The sequence below is a fragment of the Nocardia sp. NBC_01388 genome (genome assembly GCF_045040085.1).
In the GTDB taxonomy this organism is placed as follows: Bacteria; Actinomycetota; Actinomycetes; order Mycobacteriales; family Mycobacteriaceae; genus Nocardia.
This window is the reverse complement of record NZ_CP109553.1, coordinates 6,803,358-6,820,710: the sequence shown is the minus strand read 5'-3', so window position 1 is coordinate 6,820,710 and position 17,353 is coordinate 6,803,358. Positions and strand designations below refer to the sequence as shown.

The 17,353-nt window shown below is 68.7% G+C and carries 12 protein-coding genes; 7 read left to right on the top strand and 5 right to left on the bottom strand.

The window, feature by feature from the left end:
* Positions 1-222: 222 nt before the first annotated feature.
* Together OG716_RS32690 and OG716_RS32685 are read right to left on the bottom strand one after the other, a co-directional pair.
* A complete protein-coding gene (locus tag OG716_RS32690) occupies positions 223-1,092 on the bottom strand; it encodes a MaoC family dehydratase (RefSeq protein WP_405134288.1) in 870 nt (289 codons plus the stop codon).
* Positions 1,089-2,447, bottom strand: coding sequence for a 3-oxoacyl-ACP reductase (locus OG716_RS32685; protein WP_355124942.1), 1,359 nt, complete (start codon positions 2,445-2,447; stop codon positions 1,089-1,091). Before OG716_RS32685 ends, OG716_RS32690 begins: the two co-directional genes overlap by 4 nt.
* A 192-nt stretch (positions 2,448-2,639) precedes the next feature.
* On the opposite strand from OG716_RS32685, the gene OG716_RS32680 reads away from it, so the two are divergent.
* On the top strand, positions 2,640-3,983 hold the full coding sequence (locus tag OG716_RS32680) for an acetyl-CoA C-acetyltransferase (protein ID WP_405134287.1): 1,344 nt from the start codon (positions 2,640-2,642) through the stop codon (positions 3,981-3,983).
* 130 nt (positions 3,984-4,113) lie between these two features.
* Here the strand turns inward: OG716_RS32680 and OG716_RS32675 are convergent, their stop codons facing one another.
* Together OG716_RS32675 and OG716_RS32670 are read right to left on the bottom strand one after the other, a co-directional pair.
* The gene (locus tag OG716_RS32675) at positions 4,114-5,280 is read right to left on the bottom strand and encodes an ADP-ribosylglycohydrolase family protein (protein ID WP_405134286.1); all 1,167 of its coding nucleotides are present in this window, start codon (positions 5,278-5,280) and stop codon (positions 4,114-4,116) included.
* Positions 5,281-5,286: 6 nt separating this feature from the next.
* Entirely contained in the window at positions 5,287-5,727 is a 441-nt protein-coding gene (locus tag OG716_RS32670) for a hypothetical protein (protein WP_355124948.1), read from the bottom strand.
* A gap of 214 nt (positions 5,728-5,941) precedes the next feature.
* Between OG716_RS32670 and OG716_RS32665 the strand changes: the two genes are divergently transcribed.
* The 4 genes from OG716_RS32665 (at position 5,942) to OG716_RS32650 (ending at position 12,944) form a co-directional block, all read left to right on the top strand.
* On the top strand, positions 5,942-6,427 hold the full coding sequence (locus tag OG716_RS32665) for a universal stress protein (RefSeq protein ID WP_405134285.1): 486 nt from the start codon (positions 5,942-5,944) through the stop codon (positions 6,425-6,427).
* A gap of 108 nt (positions 6,428-6,535) precedes the next feature.
* Positions 6,536-7,627, top strand: a complete 1,092-nt coding sequence (locus OG716_RS32660; RefSeq protein ID WP_405134284.1) for an isochorismate synthase MenF — start codon at positions 6,536-6,538, stop codon at positions 7,625-7,627.
* Between the two features lie 261 nt (positions 7,628-7,888).
* Positions 7,889-8,059 carry a DUF2613 domain-containing protein gene (locus OG716_RS32655; RefSeq protein ID WP_297628719.1) on the top strand — a complete coding sequence of 57 codons (171 nt, stop codon included), beginning with the start codon at positions 7,889-7,891 and terminating at the stop codon, positions 8,057-8,059.
* Positions 8,060-8,063: 4 nt separating this feature from the next.
* Positions 8,064-12,944 carry an alpha-(1->3)-arabinofuranosyltransferase gene (locus tag OG716_RS32650; RefSeq protein ID WP_405140072.1) on the top strand — a complete coding sequence of 1,627 codons (4,881 nt, stop codon included), beginning with the start codon at positions 8,064-8,066 and terminating at the stop codon, positions 12,942-12,944.
* A gap of 2 nt (positions 12,945-12,946) precedes the next feature.
* Here the strand turns inward: OG716_RS32650 and OG716_RS32645 are convergent, their stop codons facing one another.
* Positions 12,947-14,140: an acyltransferase family protein gene (locus OG716_RS32645; RefSeq protein ID WP_405134283.1), complete on the bottom strand. Its 1,194-nt coding sequence runs from the start codon at positions 14,138-14,140 to the stop codon at positions 12,947-12,949.
* Positions 14,141-14,328: 188 nt separating this feature from the next.
* Between OG716_RS32645 and OG716_RS32640 the strand changes: the two genes are divergently transcribed.
* Together OG716_RS32640 and OG716_RS32635 are read left to right on the top strand one after the other, a co-directional pair.
* Complete coding sequence (locus OG716_RS32640) at positions 14,329-15,549, top strand: DUF3068 domain-containing protein (protein WP_405134282.1); 1,221 nt, start codon at positions 14,329-14,331, stop codon at positions 15,547-15,549.
* Positions 15,550-15,913: 364 nt separating this feature from the next.
* The gene (locus OG716_RS32635; protein WP_405140070.1) at positions 15,914-17,344 is read left to right on the top strand and encodes a polysaccharide biosynthesis protein; all 1,431 of its coding nucleotides are present in this window, start codon (positions 15,914-15,916) and stop codon (positions 17,342-17,344) included.
* The last annotated feature ends 9 nt before the right edge of the window (positions 17,345-17,353 follow it).

Here is a 17,353-nt window from a genome sequence, read left to right as displayed (position 1 = left end):
GTTGCGAATCGGTGCGCGGCTCTCGCCCCTCCCGTGGGGGCCACGCCGTCGAACGGCCCGACATTACCTGTGGTTGCCGGGCGCTGTGGTGGTTCGGGAACCACCGGATCAGCGCGACCCCTGGTCTTCAGTTGTACTGTCTCGAACTTGCCACGACCTGCTTACCCGTGTGGCCTCGGTGCGCCACCGTCGCGGCGGTGACGCCATGCTACGCCGAGCGGTTCAGCGAATGGTGGCGGTGAGGTGCGGGAAACCCTTCTTCGGGTTCTTGAGCGCCAGATCCCAGCCGCCTGCCACCTGGTCGGTGTAGACGTTGACCGTCGACGGCAGGAAGATCGGCTTACCGAATTTCACCGCGTAGGTGGTCTTTTCGGGGATCCGGCCCTCGATATTGCCGAGGATGTTCGCCGCCGACCACATGCCGTGCGCGATGGGCTTCGGGAATCCGAAGGCCTTGGCGCCCAGGGCGGAGGTGTGGATCGGATTGTGGTCACCGGAGGCCGCCGCGTACCGGGTGATCGTCTTCTGATCGACCCGGATGGTGCGGAACGGCGGCGGCGGCACCTCGTCCGGCTTGGGCTCGGGCTTGGGCCCGCCCGAGAGCGAGGTGCGCTGCTGGTGCAGGAAGGTGGTGACCTGCCGCCACACCAGCTCCCGGCCCACACTCACCTCGGTGACCGCGTCCACGAGCAGGCCCTTGGGGTGCTCGCGCAGGTTCTCGATATGGGTCTCGAAATCCAGTGGCTCGGCGACCGAGATCTCCCGGGTCCGCTCGATCACGTTCTCCGCGTGCACCGCGCCGACCGCCACGAACGGGAAGTCGCGAGCGACGACCAGCTGCATGGCGAGCGGGAAGCTGAGCACGAACGGGTAGGTCAGCGGCAGCGAATCGCTGAACCGCAGCCCGGTCGCCCGGCAGTACGCCGCCAGGTGATCGGGATCGACCTTGAAGCCCTCGAGCCGGACAGTCCGGTCGGGCACGGTGGACTTGCGGGCCGACAGCCCGGGCACCGGCACCGCGCCGAGCGCGGCCTTCACGAACAGACTGGTGTTCTTCGGCGCCTCGGTGAGCTTGATGGTCTGGCTCATCATGCTCCGATCAGGCTCTGGCCGCAGACGCGAACGATATTGCCGCTCACCGCATTCGACGCCGGGGAGGCGAAGTAGGCGATGGTCTCGGCGACGTCGACGGTCTGGCCGCCCTGCAGCAGCGAGCTCATCAGGCGGCCGGCCTCACGGGTGGCGAGCGGGATGGCGGCGGTCATGGCGGTCTCGATGAAGCCCGGCGCCACGGCGTTGATGGTGATGCCCTTCTCCGCCAGCTTCGGCGCCTCGGCGTTCACCATGCCGATGACACCGGCCTTGGAGGTGCCGTAGTTGGTCTGGCCGCGGTTGCCCGCGACACCGGCGATGGAGGACACGTCGATGACGCGGCCACCGGACTTGAGCGCGCCCGCGGCCACCAGGCCCTCGGTAATGCGGTGCGGCGCAGCCAGGTTCACATTGATGACCGAGTTCCAGCGGCCCTCGTCCATATTCGCGAGCAGCTTGTCGCGGGTGATGCCGGCATTGTGCACGATGATGTCGATGCCGCCGAAGCGCTCGGTGGCGAAGGCGGCCAGCTTCTCGGCGGCGTCGGGGGAGGTGACGTCGAGCGCGAGCGCGGTGCCGCCGACCTTGTTGGCGGTATCGGACAGCGCCTCACCGGCGGCCGGGATATCGGCCACGATGACGGTGGCGCCGTCGCGAGCGAACACCTCCGCGATCGTCGCGCCGATGCCGCGCGCGGCGCCGGTGACCACGGCGACCTTGCCCGCGAGGGGCTTGTCCCAGCTGGCCGGCGCGGTGGAGTCGTCCTTGCCGACGCGGAAGACCTGGCCGTCGACGAAGGCCGACTTGGCCGAAAGAATAAAGCGCAGCGTCGATTCCAGGCCGGTGGCGGTGGCGGCGGCCTCCGGGTGCAGGTACACCAGGTTGCCGGTGGAGCCGCGCAGCAGTTCCTTGGCGATCGAGCGGCTGAAGCCCTCGAGGGCGCGCTGCGCGATCTGCTCGTCGACGGTCGCGGTCAGCTCGGGCGTGGTGCCGATGACCAGGACGCGGCCGGACGCGCCGAGGCTGCGCAGGGCGGGCTGGTAGAACTCGAACAGCTGCTGCAGCTCCTCGATGCTGCGAATGCCGGTGGCGTCGAAGACCAGCGCGCCGAGCTTGACGCCCGGGGTGACGGAATCAGCGAAGTCGTAGTCCGACAGCAGGTTTCGCGCGGCGTCGGCGACGCGGCCCTTACCGCCCAGCAGCACCGCACCGGCGAGCGCGGGCTGACCGGCGACATAGCGGCGCAGGTTCTCCGGCTGCGGCAGGCCCAGCTTGCCCGCGAGGAACGCGCCGGGCGCGGAGTGGATGAACGATCCGTACAGGTTGGGAGCGCCCTTGCTCTTGCTGGCTGCCACTGTTCCTACCTTCTCTGTCTCGGGATTGTCCGTCTCGTACGTCCCGGCCCGGAGCGGTTTCGGCCACAGACGGGGGTACGGTGTCGACAAATGAACTTACTCCAGAGTAAGTTTAATGTAAACCGATCGCCGCCGGTCCCGCGGGATCGATGCGAGTACGGAAATCCACCCGACGAGACACTGGAGACTCGAGTGACCACCAAAGCCCGTTCGGCGAAGCCCGCGGCGCAGCCCGCGGACAGGACAGCCAAGACCGCCAAGCAGGCCAAGCCTGTTGCAATCCTCGGCGGCAACCGGATTCCGTTCGCCCGTTCCGACGGCAAGTACGCACACGCCTCCAACCAGGATATGTTCACCGCCGCGCTGAACGGCCTGGTCAGCCGGTTCGGGCTGCAGGGCGAACGCCTCGGCATGGTGGTCGGCGGCGCCGTCCTCAAGCGTGTCGGCGAGCACGGCATGATCCGCGAGAGCGTGCTCGGCTCCACCCTGTCTCCGTACACCCCGGCCCACGATCTGCAGCTCGCCTGCGGCACCGGCCTGCAGGCCATCCAGACCGTGGCCGACGGAATCGCGCTGGGCCGCTTCGAGGCCGGCATCGGCGGCGGCACCGACACCACCTCCGATGCGCCCATCGGCGTGAGCGAGAGCATGCGCGAGTGGATGCTCGACGCCAACCGCGCCAAGAACAACAAGGACTACGCCAAGCTGGTCGGCCGCCTGCGCCCGTCCATGGTCGGCATCGAGATCCCGCGCAATGCCGAACCGCGCACCGGACTTTCGATGGGCGAGCACGCCGCCATCACCGCCAAGGAATTCGGTATCGCCCGGGAGGCCCAGGACGAGCTGGCCTACCTGTCGCACCGGAATATGGCCGCCGCCTACGACCGTGGCTTCTTCGACGATCTCATCACCCCGTTCCTCGGACTGACCCGCGACGACAACCTGCGTCCCGGCTCGACCATCGAGAAGCTGTCGACCCTGAAGCCGGTCTTCGGCGTCAAGGCGGGCGATGCCACCATGACCGCGGGCAACTCCACGCCGCTGACCGACGGCGCCTCCGCGGTACTGCTCTCCAGCGACGAGTGGGCCGCCGCGCACAAGCTGTCGCCGCTGGCCTACCTGGTCGACTCCGAGGTCGCCGCGGTCGATTACATCCACGGACCGGACGGGCTGCTCATGGCCCCGACCTACGCGGTGCCGCGCATGCTGGCCCGTAACGGCCTGACGCTGCAGGACTTCGACTACTACGAGATCCACGAGGCCTTCGCCTCCGTGGTGCTGGCCACCCTGCAGGGCTGGGAGTCGGACCAGTACTGCAAGGAGCGTCTGGGCCTGGACGGCGCGCTGGGTTCCATCGACCGCGGCAAGCTGAACGTGAACGGCTCCTCGCTCGCGGCGGGCCACCCGTTCGCCGCGACCGGCGGCCGCATCATCGCCGCCACCGCCAAGCAGCTGGCCGAGAAGGGTGGCGGCCGCGCGCTGGTCTCCATCTGCGCCGCCGGCGGTCAGGGCGTTGTCGCCATCGTGGAGCGCTAGTCAGCACTTCGGCTCCCGTACAGGAGCTTTCGCGCCGCTAGACCGGTGTGGGTGATCGAGGGCGGTGCCCGGTTCAGGACGACGAACCGGTGCACCGCCCTCGTGTTTCAGGGGATGCCGCCCTCGTGTTTCAGGGGATCAGGTGCAGGGTGCGGGTGGCCAGTTCGGAGATGCGGGTGGCGGTATGACCGGCCACCGCACTGCGCAGAGTGTCCCCCAGCGGTGCGGTCCACTGCTCCGGGATACGGGCGGTGCCGGTGAGGATTCCGGCCACCGAGCCCGCTGTCGCGCCGTTCGAGTCGGCGTCCCAGCCCGATTCCAGGGTCAGCGTGACGGTGCTGGTGAAATCACCGGCACCCCAGAGCAATCCGGCGGCGATGAGGCAGGCGTTCCCGATCGCATGGAATGGGTTGTAGTGGCCGTCGCGGGTGCGAATCCGGTCCACCGCCTGCTCCCAGGTGCGACCCTGCGCACGGTCCTCGACGACCTTCGAAAGCTCCACCGCGAGACGGGACTTCGCGGGAATCACCGCACCCGCCCGCGCCAGCGCCTCGCCGGGATCACCGGCGGTGAAGGCCGCCGCGATCAGGGCCGCCGCCCACATGGCGGCCCACAGGCCGTTGCCGGTGTGCGATACCGAGGCATCACGCGCGGCCAGTGCGGCCGCGCGAATCGGTGCGCCCGGGCTGGTGTAACCGTAGATATCGGCGCGCATGAGCGCACCTGCCCACTCACGGTAGGGATTTCGATGCGTGGCGGTCTCCGGCGGGGCGAAACCGTCGATGAGATTGCGGTAGGCGACCCGTTCGGCGGTATAGGTCCGCAGGAAGGGCAGGCGTTCGAGCCAGAGCGCGCAGACGTCGTCGGCCATGAAATCCGCGCCGTACTGCTCCAGCAGATACAGGCCCAGCACGGTGTAGTCCAGGGGCTTGGTCTGCGCGCCGACTGCGCAGCGGCCCAGCCAGCCGCCGTGAATCCGGTCGAACAGTTCGGCGTGGGCCAGGTCGGCGAGCGGGAAGTGCGCTGCCGAATCACGCTGCGCGCCTGGACCATCGGCGTCGGACGGTTGATCGTCCCATTCGGTGAACGGCCAATCGGCCAGTCGCGGTGCGGATTCGATGCGGTCGAGCAATCGCCAGCACGCGGCTTCCAGCGGCCGGTCCGATTGCGCGAGGTCGTGCACCTCCTCGTCGAACTCCGCTACCGCATAACCGGATTCGATGCGCTGACACCATTCGTAGTAGAGCAGGGCGCGGGGATCGGCCTCATGGTGACCGAACGCTTCGATGGCAGGCACCGCAGGTCACAGCACCGCTCGGGCGGCGTCCAGCACCTCCGATAGCAGCGGTAGCGATTCATCGCGCTCAGGTGCGCGCGCCCACCAGCGCCCCTCATGGGTGTGACGGCCCAATCCCGTGGGCAGGATGACATTACTGCGGTGCGGTCCGATATCCACGCTGTTGCGCTCCAACTGTTCGAGGCATTCTTCGGAGGGGTAACCATCGAACATCGCCAGGAAGGTGCGGCGCGGCGGACGGTCGCGCACCAGCACCGGGCCGGGCACGCCGCGCAGCATCAATTCGTCGAGTAGCAAGGCGCCCAACGGTTCCGGGGTATTGAGGGCCGCGATCGTATCCACCAGCGGCAGTACCACGAACCCGGGTGTGGTCACGTGCACATGCGGCAACCCGAACAGGGAGCGATACACACTCGCCCATTCCTGTGGGGTCGTCAGCTCGTCCAACCGCACAATCCACCCCTCGTCCGGGCTCTGCTCCAACGACGGCGATGTCGGTTATCAGTGAAAACCGAGCCCGTGCATCCCACCACCGATTTGGGTGAATCGTTCGCAAACTGTGGAGTACTCGCGACGTGCCCGGCGTCGCCAAGTCAGTGTACGAGCAGAATCACCGGGTAGCCTCCCAGTAGAGACAGGCATTCCCACCAGGAGGTTTGTCATGCCCTGCGATCTGATGCTGATCGCCTACGACGGATCCGAGAATGCGCGCCGCGCGGTCGAATACGCCGGTCGCTTCCTCGCCGCCGACCGAGCCGTGGTGCTCACCGCCTGGGAGCCCATGGCGCGCCAGGCCGCCCGGCTCTCCGGACTGTCGGGGGTGGTGCAGCCCGAGTGGATGCCCGACGACGAGATCGAGGACATCGCCTTCGCGGACGCCAAGAACATCAACTCCGAGGGCGTGCGGCTGGCGAAACTCGCCGGACTCAATGCCGAGGCGCGGACCGTCGAGTGCACCACCACCATCTGGAACGGCATTGTCGAGGTGGCCGACGAGCTCGATGTGGACATCATCGTGGCGGGCACCCGCGGAGCTACCGGAATCCGGGCGCTGCTGCACTCCAGCGTGGCCGACTCGGTGCTCAAACATTGCCATCGGCCGGTGCTGATGGTGCCACCGGGACGTGAGCCGGAACCAAAACCTTGAGCGCACAACAACACTGGTCAGACGGTGTGGCGAAGACCATGCCGCGAGTCTGAGATCTGCGTCGCTCTGCGGTTTCGGCTCCGGCGGCGCGGACTATGGTCGGAAGCCATGGACGGATTTCTGCTCGCGACGCCCGCCGGCGTGGTACGCGCCACCGGAACCCGCATCGCCTTCGACGACGCGGGCGCCGCGGCGGCGGCGCTGCGGGCCGGTGACGTGGAGCTGATCGTCGGCGCGCTGCCGTTCGATCCGCGTCGCCGGACCGCGCTGAGCGCGCCCGCGCAGGCCGTCCGCACCGCGGGGCCATGGCGACCGGCCGCGCTGCCCGTACTGCCGCAGGTGCGGGTCGTCTCCGAAATGCCCAGTGCCGCAGAACATGTGGCACGAGTGACGAAACTCGTCGAACAGCTCAACGATCCCGGGCAGCCGCTGCGCAAGGTGGTACTGGCACGCTCCCTGCTCGCCGAGGCCGATGCGCCGCTGGAGCCGGAGGTGGTCGCCGCACACCTGGTGACCCGGCATCCGCGTGCGAATGTCTACGCCGTCGACCTCACACCCGCCGGACGGCCCGGCGATACGCTGCTCGGCGCCACGCCCGAGGTGCTGGTGGCACGGCACGGCCGCACCGTCACCCTGAAACCGCTGGCCGGCACGCTGCCGCGGCTCGCCGATCCCGACGCCGACGCCGCACAGGCGCGAGAACTGCTGGCCAGCAGCAAGAATCGCGATGAGCACGCCTATGTCATCGACTGGATCCGGGAACAGCTCACGCCGGTATGCGGTGAACTCGACATCCCCGACGGGCCCGAACTGCTGCAGACGCCCGAGGTATGGCATCTGGCCACACCCATCACGGCGGAACTGCGCGATCCCGAAATCACCGCCCTCGATCTGGCCGTCCTGCTGCACCCCACCCCCGCCGTCTGCGGTACCCCCACCGATCTCGCGCTCGACGCCATCGCAGACCTCGAAGGCGACCGCGGTTTCTACGGCGGCGCGGTCGGCTGGTGCGATGCCCGCGGCGACGGAGAATGGGTGGTCGCCATCCGCTGCGCCGAACTCTCCGCCGACGGCCGCTCACTGCGCGCCTTCGGCGGCGGCGGCATCGTCGCGGCCTCCGACCCGCAGGCCGAACTGGCCGAAACCACCGCCAAACTGCGCACCTTCCTCAACGGGTTGCAGTGCGCGGTGCCGGAGTAACAAACGGCCGTCGTTCGGCCACAAGTGGGTTCACGCCCCGAGCCGATCCCGCCCCGGCACTCCAGCATCACCCGCCCCAAGTTCGTGGCCCGGCTCGGTCTGGACTGAGTGGAGCGGGGGAGCGAAGCGGAGGAGCGGAGGGAGGGAAGACCGAGCTAACAGGGCCGCGAACCCGCCCGAAGCGAAGCGAAGGGCCAAAGACAGAGCCCACCTGCTAGGTTTGCTCGAGTTACGCATGCGTCGATGTATGGGAGTACCGCGATGAAGTTTGCCGTCCCTGGTGTAGCGAGCGCTGCCGGCGGAGCCTTGATCGGGCTGGCTGCGGTCCTGGTCATCACAATGGCTGCGTCGCAGGACAAGCGCCCGGACATCGACCGGAGCGGCGACGCCGGCTCATCGCTGCTCAACAACGTTGATTACGGCGCGCGCTGACCGGCTGACCTCCGATCCTGCCGCCGCGACCGGTCCGTTCGGAGACCGGTCGCCGAATATCGAACCGCTGGGCCGCCGCTGGCTGCTCGGCACCATTGTCGCCGCCTTCCTGCTGACCTTCCTGCAGGCACCGGGCCGCACCGTCGCCGACACCAAATACGACCTGGCCCAGAATCCGCTCGGCTTCCTCACCCGCGCCGCGCACCTGTGGAGTAGCCAGGCCCCGATGGGTCAGGTGCAGAACCAGGCCTACGGATACTTCTTCCCGCACGGCGCCTTCTTCTCCCTCGGCCATTTACTCGGCCTGCCCGCCTGGATCACCCAGCGCATCTGGTGGGCCCTGCTGCTGCTCGCCGGCTTCTGGGGCATCATCCGCCTCTGCGAGGCCCTCGGCATCGGCAGCCGCGGCTCCCGCCTCATCGCCGCCATCGCCTTCGCCCTCTCCCCCCGCGTCCTCACCACCCTCGGCTCCATCTCCTCCGAAACCCTCCCGATGATGTTGGCGCCCTGGGTCTTGCTCGCCCCGGCCGCGCTGGGCGCCGCAGTCACCCGCCGGCGCACCTCCGACCACGCTGAAAGCGATTCAGCGCCAAGCGGCCTCGCAGCAGCGGCACACCGAACGTGGAGCACGATCACCCGCGCCACGGACAGCGAGCGCGACGCGGCCCGCAGCGAAAATGGCTCAGCACCGAGCGGCCTCGCTGCCAGGGCACGCCGGATCCGGCACGACGTCATCGACCGGAAGCCGGACGCGAATGCTCAGCCCGACCGGCCACACCGTCCCGGCGCCCTGAACAGCATCGAAGCTGCCAACCAGTCGGCAGCTCTCGGAGGCGACTGGTCGCCGGACCGCCCGGACCCTGCAATACGGAAGCCGAGTGCGGCCGATATGAGCGGCGCACCGAGCCACGATTCCGCAGCTGATCCGGCGGCCGGTGCGGACGTCCCGGTGTCCGATGGTGGTCGGGCGCTGCGCTGGTGGCGCAAGTTCCTGGCCGGTGGGAGTGCGGGGTTGCGGGGGGCGGCTACTCCGGCCGGTAGCGCAATGGCGTTGGCGCTCATGGGGTCTGTGAATGCGGTGGCTACGGCGGCGGCTTTTTTGCCGGCTGCGCTGTGGTGGGTGTCGTATCGGCCCGATCGGGCGTGGTGGCGGTTTACACGGGCGTGGATTCCGATGTTGGTGCTGGCCACTTTCTGGTGGGTGGTGCCACTGCTGTTGCTGGGCAAGGTGAGTCCGCCGTTCCTGGACTTCATCGAATCGTCCGGGGTGACCACGCAGTGGGCGTCGCTCGGGGAGGTGCTGCGGGGGACCGACAGTTGGACGCCGTTCGTTTCACCGGAGCGAATCGCGGGTGCGGTGCTGGTGACGCAGCCCGCCGCGGTGCTGGCCACCGGGCTGCTGGCGGCCGCGGGTATCGCGGGGCTGGCCATGCGGTCCATGCCGAGCCGAGGGCGGCTCGTACTGATTCTGGGTGTGGGACTGGTGGGCATCTGCGCCGGTTACGCCGGGGATCTGGGCGGGCCGTTCGCGGAGCAGGTGCGGACCTTCCTCGACTCCGGCGGGGCGCCGCTGCGCAATGTGCACAAGCTGGAGCCGCTCATCCGGCTGCCGCTCGTGCTCGGGCTGGCGCATCTGCTGAGCCGGGTGCCACTGCCCGCCTCGGTGCCGATGCCGGTGTGGCGCAGGGCATTCGCGCATCCCGAACGCGACCGGATGGTGGCGGTCGGCGCGCTGATCCTGACGGCGCTGGCACTGTCGACGTCACTGGCCTGGACCGGGAAACTGGCGCCCAGCGGCGCGTACGAGAAGGTGCCGGGCTACTGGCAGCAGACGGCGGATTGGCTGGCGCACAACGCCTCCGACACCCGTGCACTGGTGGTGCCGGGAGCGCCATTCGCCAGCCAGATATGGGGCCTGACACGCGACGAACCGCTGCAGGCCCTGGCGAGCACGCCCTGGGCAGTCCGAGATTCGGTGCCGCTCAACCCACCCGGCGCGATTCGGGCGATGGATTCGGTGCAGCGGCTCATTGCCGACGGGCGGCCGTCGGCGGGGCTGGCGGCGACGCTCACCGATCAGGGCATCGGAATCCTGGTGCTGCGCAATGATCTCGACCCGGAGACCTCGCGTTCCACCCGCCCCATGCTCGCGCACCGTGCCATCGAAGGCTCACCGGGACTGAGCAAGATCGCGGAATTCGGCGATCCGATCGAGACCGGGCATGTGGACGGGCTGGTCGCGGACGCGGATCTGCGACCCCGCTATCCGGCCATCGAGATCTACCGCGTCGCGGGTAAGGCACTCGGCACACCGGCCGAACTGCGCAGCGGAGTCGGCGCGCCCGGTTCGTTCCCGGGCGCGTACACAGTTCCGCTGGACAGTGTGCCGGTGGTGCAGGGCGGGCCGGAGGCGCTGGAACGATTGCGCCGCAATCCCGCAACGCCCAGCGGGCCGACCCTGCTGGCCGCCGATGCGGCGCGAGCGGGCCTGCCGGCGGATGCGGTCACGATCACCGACACACCGATGGATCGGGAAACCGACTTCGGGCGCGTCGACAATCACAATTCGGCATTGCGCGCGCCGGGAGATCCCCGGCGCACCCACAATCTAGTGCCCGACTATCCGGTACCCGGTGCGCCGCTGGTGGAGGGCGAATGGTCCGGCGCGACCATCACGGTCTCCAGTTCCGCGGCCGATGCCACCCAGCTGGGCGGGGCCGCACCCGGCAGTTCCACCGCCGCGGTCGTCGACGGAGATCCGTCCACAGCCTGGATCAGCAATGGCACCGAACATGCACTGGGCCAATGGCTTCGACTGGATCTGGACAAGCCCGTCAACTCGGCCGTACTCCATGTGACCACCAGCGGCGCCGCCATCGGCAGCCCCGTGAAGTGGCTGGAGGTGGCTACCGCCAAAGGCACCGTCGCCGCGCGCATCAGCGAACCCGGGGTGCCGGTGCCGGTCGCACTGCCGCCCGGTAAGACCGACTGGGTCAAGATCACCGCCGCCAGCACCGAGAACGGCAGCAGCGGTGGGCAATTCGGTATCAGCGAACTGAGTCTCGACGATTACGCCGACCGGGATGATCCGGCCACCGTGGATATCCGGCATCGCACCGTCCTGCCGGCCACACCCGCCGGTGCGCAGGTGCAGGGCTGGGATCTGGGCCAGGAATTCCCCGGCCGCAGTTCCTGTTTCGACTCGCCCGATCGGGTGCGCTGCAGTAAGGCACTGGCACTGTCCGCCGAGGAGCCGGGCGTGTTCGAGCGCACCCTGAATGTGCCGCAACCCCTCACCGTGGCACCGGATCTGCTCGTGCGCGCACGCCCCGGACCGGCCCTGGAAAACCTGCTCACCGATCACGACCGTCCCGCCGCGCACGGTCAGGCCGATGTCGCCGACCCGCGCGGCTCCGCCCTCGCCGCCACCGACGGCGATCCGCGCACCAGTTGGACCGCGCCGGAAACCACGGTTCGCGAAAAAACCGGCGGCAAACCCACACTCACCATCGATCTGCCCGAGCCCACCCTGGTGACGGGCCTGGAAGTGGCGCCCGCCCTGGGCGACCTACCCGCCCACCCGACCGCCCTCTCGGTGAACCTCGGCGACGGTCCCCAGGTCCGCACCGTCGACCCCGCCTCCGGCGTCACCACCCGCATAGAACTGCACCCGCACGTCACCGACCGCATCGAACTCAGCATCCAGTCCTGGGACCCCGTACTCGACCAAACCGCACTGGGTTTCGCGCAGGAACAACCCCCCGGCCTAGCCGAAGTGACCGTCCTGGGCCCCGACTACCCCGCCCCCGCACCCCCCGACCGCCTCATCACCATCGACTGCGACCACGGCCCGACCCTCGCCGCCGCCGGCCGCCTCCTGCACACCACGATCACCGGCACCGCCGCCGAATTACGCTCCGGCGCACCGATTCCCGCCAAGATCTGCACCACCGACAGCACCGCACCCGGCGACAGCAGCACCGGACCACACGGCAATCACGTTCCGAACGGCGACTCCACCGATCCCAATGGCGACTCGAGCGGCACCGCAACCACATTCGATCTGCCGAACGGCCGCATCGACGTCACCGTCGCCCCGACCGATCTGTTCAGCGTCGATGAGCTGCGCTTGAACCGAACCGCATCAGCTGCGGACGCCCAGGCGACTGCCGCCGGTACAGCGGCACCCGGCAGCCCTGCGGCCCAGGCAGATCCAGCCGCCGGTGGAGCACCATCGAGCCGCGAGGCGAAAACCGCATCGGCAGGCGGCATCGCGGGTACCGCATCGGCTGGAGTGCATGCACCTGCGGGGACTCGGCTGCTGGTGCTGCCGCTGAGCACGAATGTCGGCTGGCGGGCGGTGACGGCCGATGGCCACGAGTTGAAGCCGGTGGTGATCGACGGGTGGCAGCAGGCGTGGCTGGTGCCGCCGGGGACCACGGGGCCGGTCACCGTCGAGTTCCCGGCCGATCGGTGGTATCGGGTTGCGATCTTCGGCGGATTGCTGCTCTTGATTCCCCTTGTGGTGCTGGCATTTCGGAGCGCCCGCAGGCCGGTCCGTGACGACGGGCCCGCGCCGCGGACGTGGCGCAGTCGTACCGTGGGCGCGGCCGGGCTGGCCGTCGCGGCGGGGCTGATCGCCGGTCCGACCGGAATCGTGCTCACCGCACTGGGATTGGTCGCGGCGTACTTCCGGCCGCGCGACTGGTCGCGTGCACTCGTCGCGATCGCCTTTGCGGGGACGGCGATTTCCGCTGCCGCGCTCTCCACCGGTCCGTGGCGTTCACCCGAGGGGTACATGGGCGCCTCGCTGTGGGTGCAGTTCCCCGCACTCGTAGCGATTGTGGCCCTGGGTCTTTCCGCGCTGCCGTCGCGCCGCGACTGAATTCAGCCGACGCGGCGGCGCATCCACTGCCGCACCGGCTCCTCGACGAGCGCGAAACTGGCGGCGGCCAGGGGCAGGGTGAACGCCAGGGTCAGCAGATAGACCAGCACGAAATGCCCGCGGAACGGAATGATGCCGAAGACCGGGAAGACGATCGACAGTACGGCCAGGTGCCAGATGAAGATGCCGTACGACCAGCGGCCGAGGGTGGCGGCGGTGCGGCTCTCCAGCCAGCGATGCCGAATATCGGGCCGTAGCACCAGCGGTGCCAGCAGGCTGAATCCGATGACCGCCCCCAGCAGCGTCTTCATGACGTACTGCCAGGGTTCCCCGTGCTTCAACCCCTCCGGACCACCCAGATCGGTCGCGGCCAGCAGCATGGCGGCCACCGCCAGCGGCCACATCAGCCGGCGATTACCGGCGATCCGCCGCCAGTGCGGCGCCTCGAGATCGGTGAGCTCGGCCAGCAGCATCCCCATGGCGAACCACGGCAGATATCCCGGCAGCCAGTTGTCGGCGTGAATGGCATCCGGCGTCGGGACCGGTATGAAATTCCAGCCGAGGAAGACGAGGGCCAGCCCGAGCACCGCGGGCACCCGCCACCGCGCGCGCGTCCCGCGCATCCACACCATGGCGAGGGCCAGCAGCGGCAGCACGACATAGAAGGCCACCTCCACCGACAGACTCCACATCTGAGTGAGCCCGTCGGTGAGGGTGTAGGGCACGAAGACCTGCGTCAATGCGAGGTTGGACAGCCACACCCGCAGTCCCGCGGTATGCGCCGCGTTCGGCAGCAGAATCAGTACCGTGCACACCACGACCCAGTAGGCGGGCAGGATGCGGGCGGCGCGATGCAGGAGATATCGACCCGCCGGAGGCGAAGCGCCGAGCCAGCGGGCGGCCGCGGCATGCGGACGCCACAGCAGGAATCCGGAGAGCACGAAGAAGACGGCGACCGCCATATCGAACCGCTCGAGCACCCGTCCGATCACCGGATAGCCGGCGGCGCCGGTCTGGAACGCCACATGGGTGAGCATGACGCCGAGGGCCGCGAGCGCCCGCATGCCTTCCAGCGCGGGCACGAAAATGCCGGGGCGGCGGACGGATCGGGCATCGAGGTCCGCACTCGCCTCGGGTGAGGCGGCCGCCCGGACCGGCGGAACCGGTTCGGAGGGCGGGTGCAGAGTCGCTGTCATCGTGTCCAGTTTGCCTTGTCGCATGGATGTGTGATCACCCCGTGTTTGACTTCCGGCCGTTTCGCGATATTTTCCCGCCTCGGCGAGACTCTTCCGGGCCCTGGACTGTTAGTGTCGGGGCTCACGAGTGCTGTGCGGCGACCACAGTACTAATCGGAATGACCTGTTCGACGACGAGGAGAACCTGCATGGCACTGAGTGCCGGTACCAGAAGGACGGTGGCCTGCCTGCTCGTGGGGCTGGGTGCATTGCTGCTCGTCGCCGCGATCATGATCCCCACCTACACGGTGAGCCGTCTCGCGAAAACCCCGCTTGACCTGGAGATCACGACCGTCGCGACCAATGTCCCAGGAGCGCCCAGCGAAGTCCTCGACTCCAAGTCGCTGACCTCGCCGACCGGTGCGGCCAAGGTCGACACCAACGTTCCGCTGTTCTCACAGCGCTTCCTCACCGTCGAAGATCCGTCGGACGCCTCGGAAATGACCATTCAGGCCGGTCAGACCCTGCGGCGCACGGATAAGCAGGGCGACACCGGACTGCTGACCGCCCTCGTCGACCGCGTCACCATCGATCGCAAGAACGGCATGCCCGTCGATGCCGTCGACGGCGGCCCCAACGGCTCGATCGCCGCGACCGTCGACAAGAAGGGTGCGGCAGTCATGGAACCGGTGCAGCACACCGGACTGCAGTACCGCTTCCCGATCGGCACCGAGAAGAAGACGTACCCGTACTTCGACGTCAATGTGCGCAAGACCTTCGACATCAATTTCGTCGAAGAGACCGAGATCAATGACATGAAGGTCTACCACTTCCAGCAGACCATCCCGGTCACCGATCTCTCCACCGTCGTCAACTCCCCCACCAACAAGCTCGCGCTGCCCGCCGAGAAGTGGGGCGTGGACGGCGGCGACACCCCGATCACCATGACCCGCTTCTACACCGACACGCGTGACGTGTGGGTGGAGCCGAAGACCGGCACGGTCATCAAGGGTGGCGAGCAGATCCACCAGTTCTACGCCCGCGATGCCGCCAAGCCCGAGGTCACCGTCCTCAACGCGCACCTGGTCTTCGATGAGAACACCATCGAATCGCAGATCTCCGTGGCCAAGACGAATATCGACAAGCTGTCGCTCTACGGCCGCACCCTGCCGATCGTGTTCGGCATCCTCGGCGCCATCGCCCTGATCGCCGGCCTGGTCATCGGCCTGCTCGGCGGCAATGGCAACGGCGGCACCCCCGTCCGCCGCGTCTCACCCGCCGCCGGTGGTCCGGCTCCCGGTGGTCCGGCGCCCGGCGCCACGTTCCCCTCGAGCCCCCCGCAGGGCCGAGTGGACCATTTCGCCGACGCCCCGACCCAGCAGATCGACATCAGCAAGACACAACAGATCGACATGGACAAGAATCCCTGATCGGATTCCGTCCCAGCGGCCCCGCACCTGCGAAAGGTGCGGGGCCGCTCCCGTTTCCAACCTCGGCGCGCATCCCCGCACTCCGCTGCCGGAGGTCCCACTCGACCGCACGGCCCGCATCCGAACCTCACAGCAACTACCAGGTGTGCGGCACGGACGCGGGCTGTGCGGTTACCCGAGGGTGAGGTGCCGGCGGGTCGGGTGCGGTGTTGTGACTCCGGCGAGGCAGTGCCTTTCGGGCGCGAGGTGGATGTGGAACGGGGTGGGAGGGAAGCGGCGGGAAGGGGGTGGGAGCATTGCGGGCGTGTCCGTTGTACGTCGTCTACCCGTGGTCGCGGACCTGACGTTGGTGACGGCCGGGGCGATGACGGCGAATGTGGCGGGGTATCTGCTGCAGTTGCTGGCCAGTCGGTGGCTGGGGGTCACGGGGTACAGCTCGTTCGCGAGTCTGCTCGCGGTGCAGCTGCTGTGCGCGGTGCCGGCCTTGGCTTTACAGAACGTGGTGGCGCGCGAGATCGTGCGCGGGGCGAGTACGGCGGCGGTGCGGGGGCTGGCGCTGCGATGCGCGGGACTGGTCGCGGTGGTGGCCGTGCCGCTGGTTCCCCTGGTGAGTGCGGTGCTGTCGGTAAGCTTCGCGGCCTCGGCCGCCGCGCTGTGCGCCGCGCCCGTGCTGGTACTGCTCTCCGGTGAGCAGGGGATATTGCAGGGGCGCAGCCGATTCCGCGAGTTGGCTATTGTGCTCGGCGGGGCCGGAATGGCGCGGGTGACACCGGCGGTGGTGGTGCTCGCGGCGGGCGGGGCGACTACGGCCGCACTCTGGGCCGCAGCGGCCGGAATCGCCGTCGCGGCACTCGGTGCCCGCCGGATGACGGACATCACCGAGACTCGCACTGCGGATTTCGTGCGGACCATCGCTCCCGCACCCAGCGGTGGAGCAACGTCCAGCACAGCGGTTTTCGACGGTGCAGCCACGTCCAACGCACCGGTACTCGACATTGCGGGTGCCTCCGGCTCACCAGTTCGCGAAAGTGTGCCGACCTCTGACTCCCCCGTCCTCGAGGGTGCGGGAGCTACTGGTGTGGCGGGTCTCGACGGTGGCGCGGCCGTTCTCGATCCGGCTGAGGCTCGAGGTCGGGTGGGTCTCGCGGGGCGGGTGCGGGGGTATGTAGGTGGAGTCAGCCCGGTGTTCCGGGCGGTGCAGGTGCAGGCGGCGCTGATGGCGCTGTCGTCGGCGGATTTGATTGTGTCGCGAATCGTGCTCAGCGAGAGCGATGCTGGGCGGTACGCACTGGGTGCCATTGCCGCGAAGATCGCGTTCTGGCTGCCGCAGGCGGTGGGGGTGGTGCTGTACCCGCGGATGGCGCAGCCGCAGCATTCCGCGCGGGCCGTGCGGTCGGCGCTCGCCGTATTGGTGGGGGTCGGGGCGGTGGCGGTGGCGGGTGCGGCGGTGGCGGCGCCGCTCGCGCCGATGCTCGCCGGGCACGACTACGCGCCGGTGCAGGGACTGCTGTGGATGTTCGCGCTCAATGGTGCATTGCTCGCGGTGCTGCAGGGTGCGCTGCTGTCCGCCATCGCGGCGGATCGGACGGCTCCGGCCGCCATCACCTGGCTGGGTCTGGCGGTGGGCGTGGGCGTCATGCTGACCTGCACGCATTCGGTGTCGAGCTTGATCATGGTCGCGACAGCCGCGTCCGCGGTCACCACCCTCGTCATTACGATCCTCGCCTTGCGCACCGCGCGGGAAGCGGGCGAAAGGGCTTCGAGCGTCCCCGGTTTCGGTGCGAGCGGCGCATAGGGTGCCGGT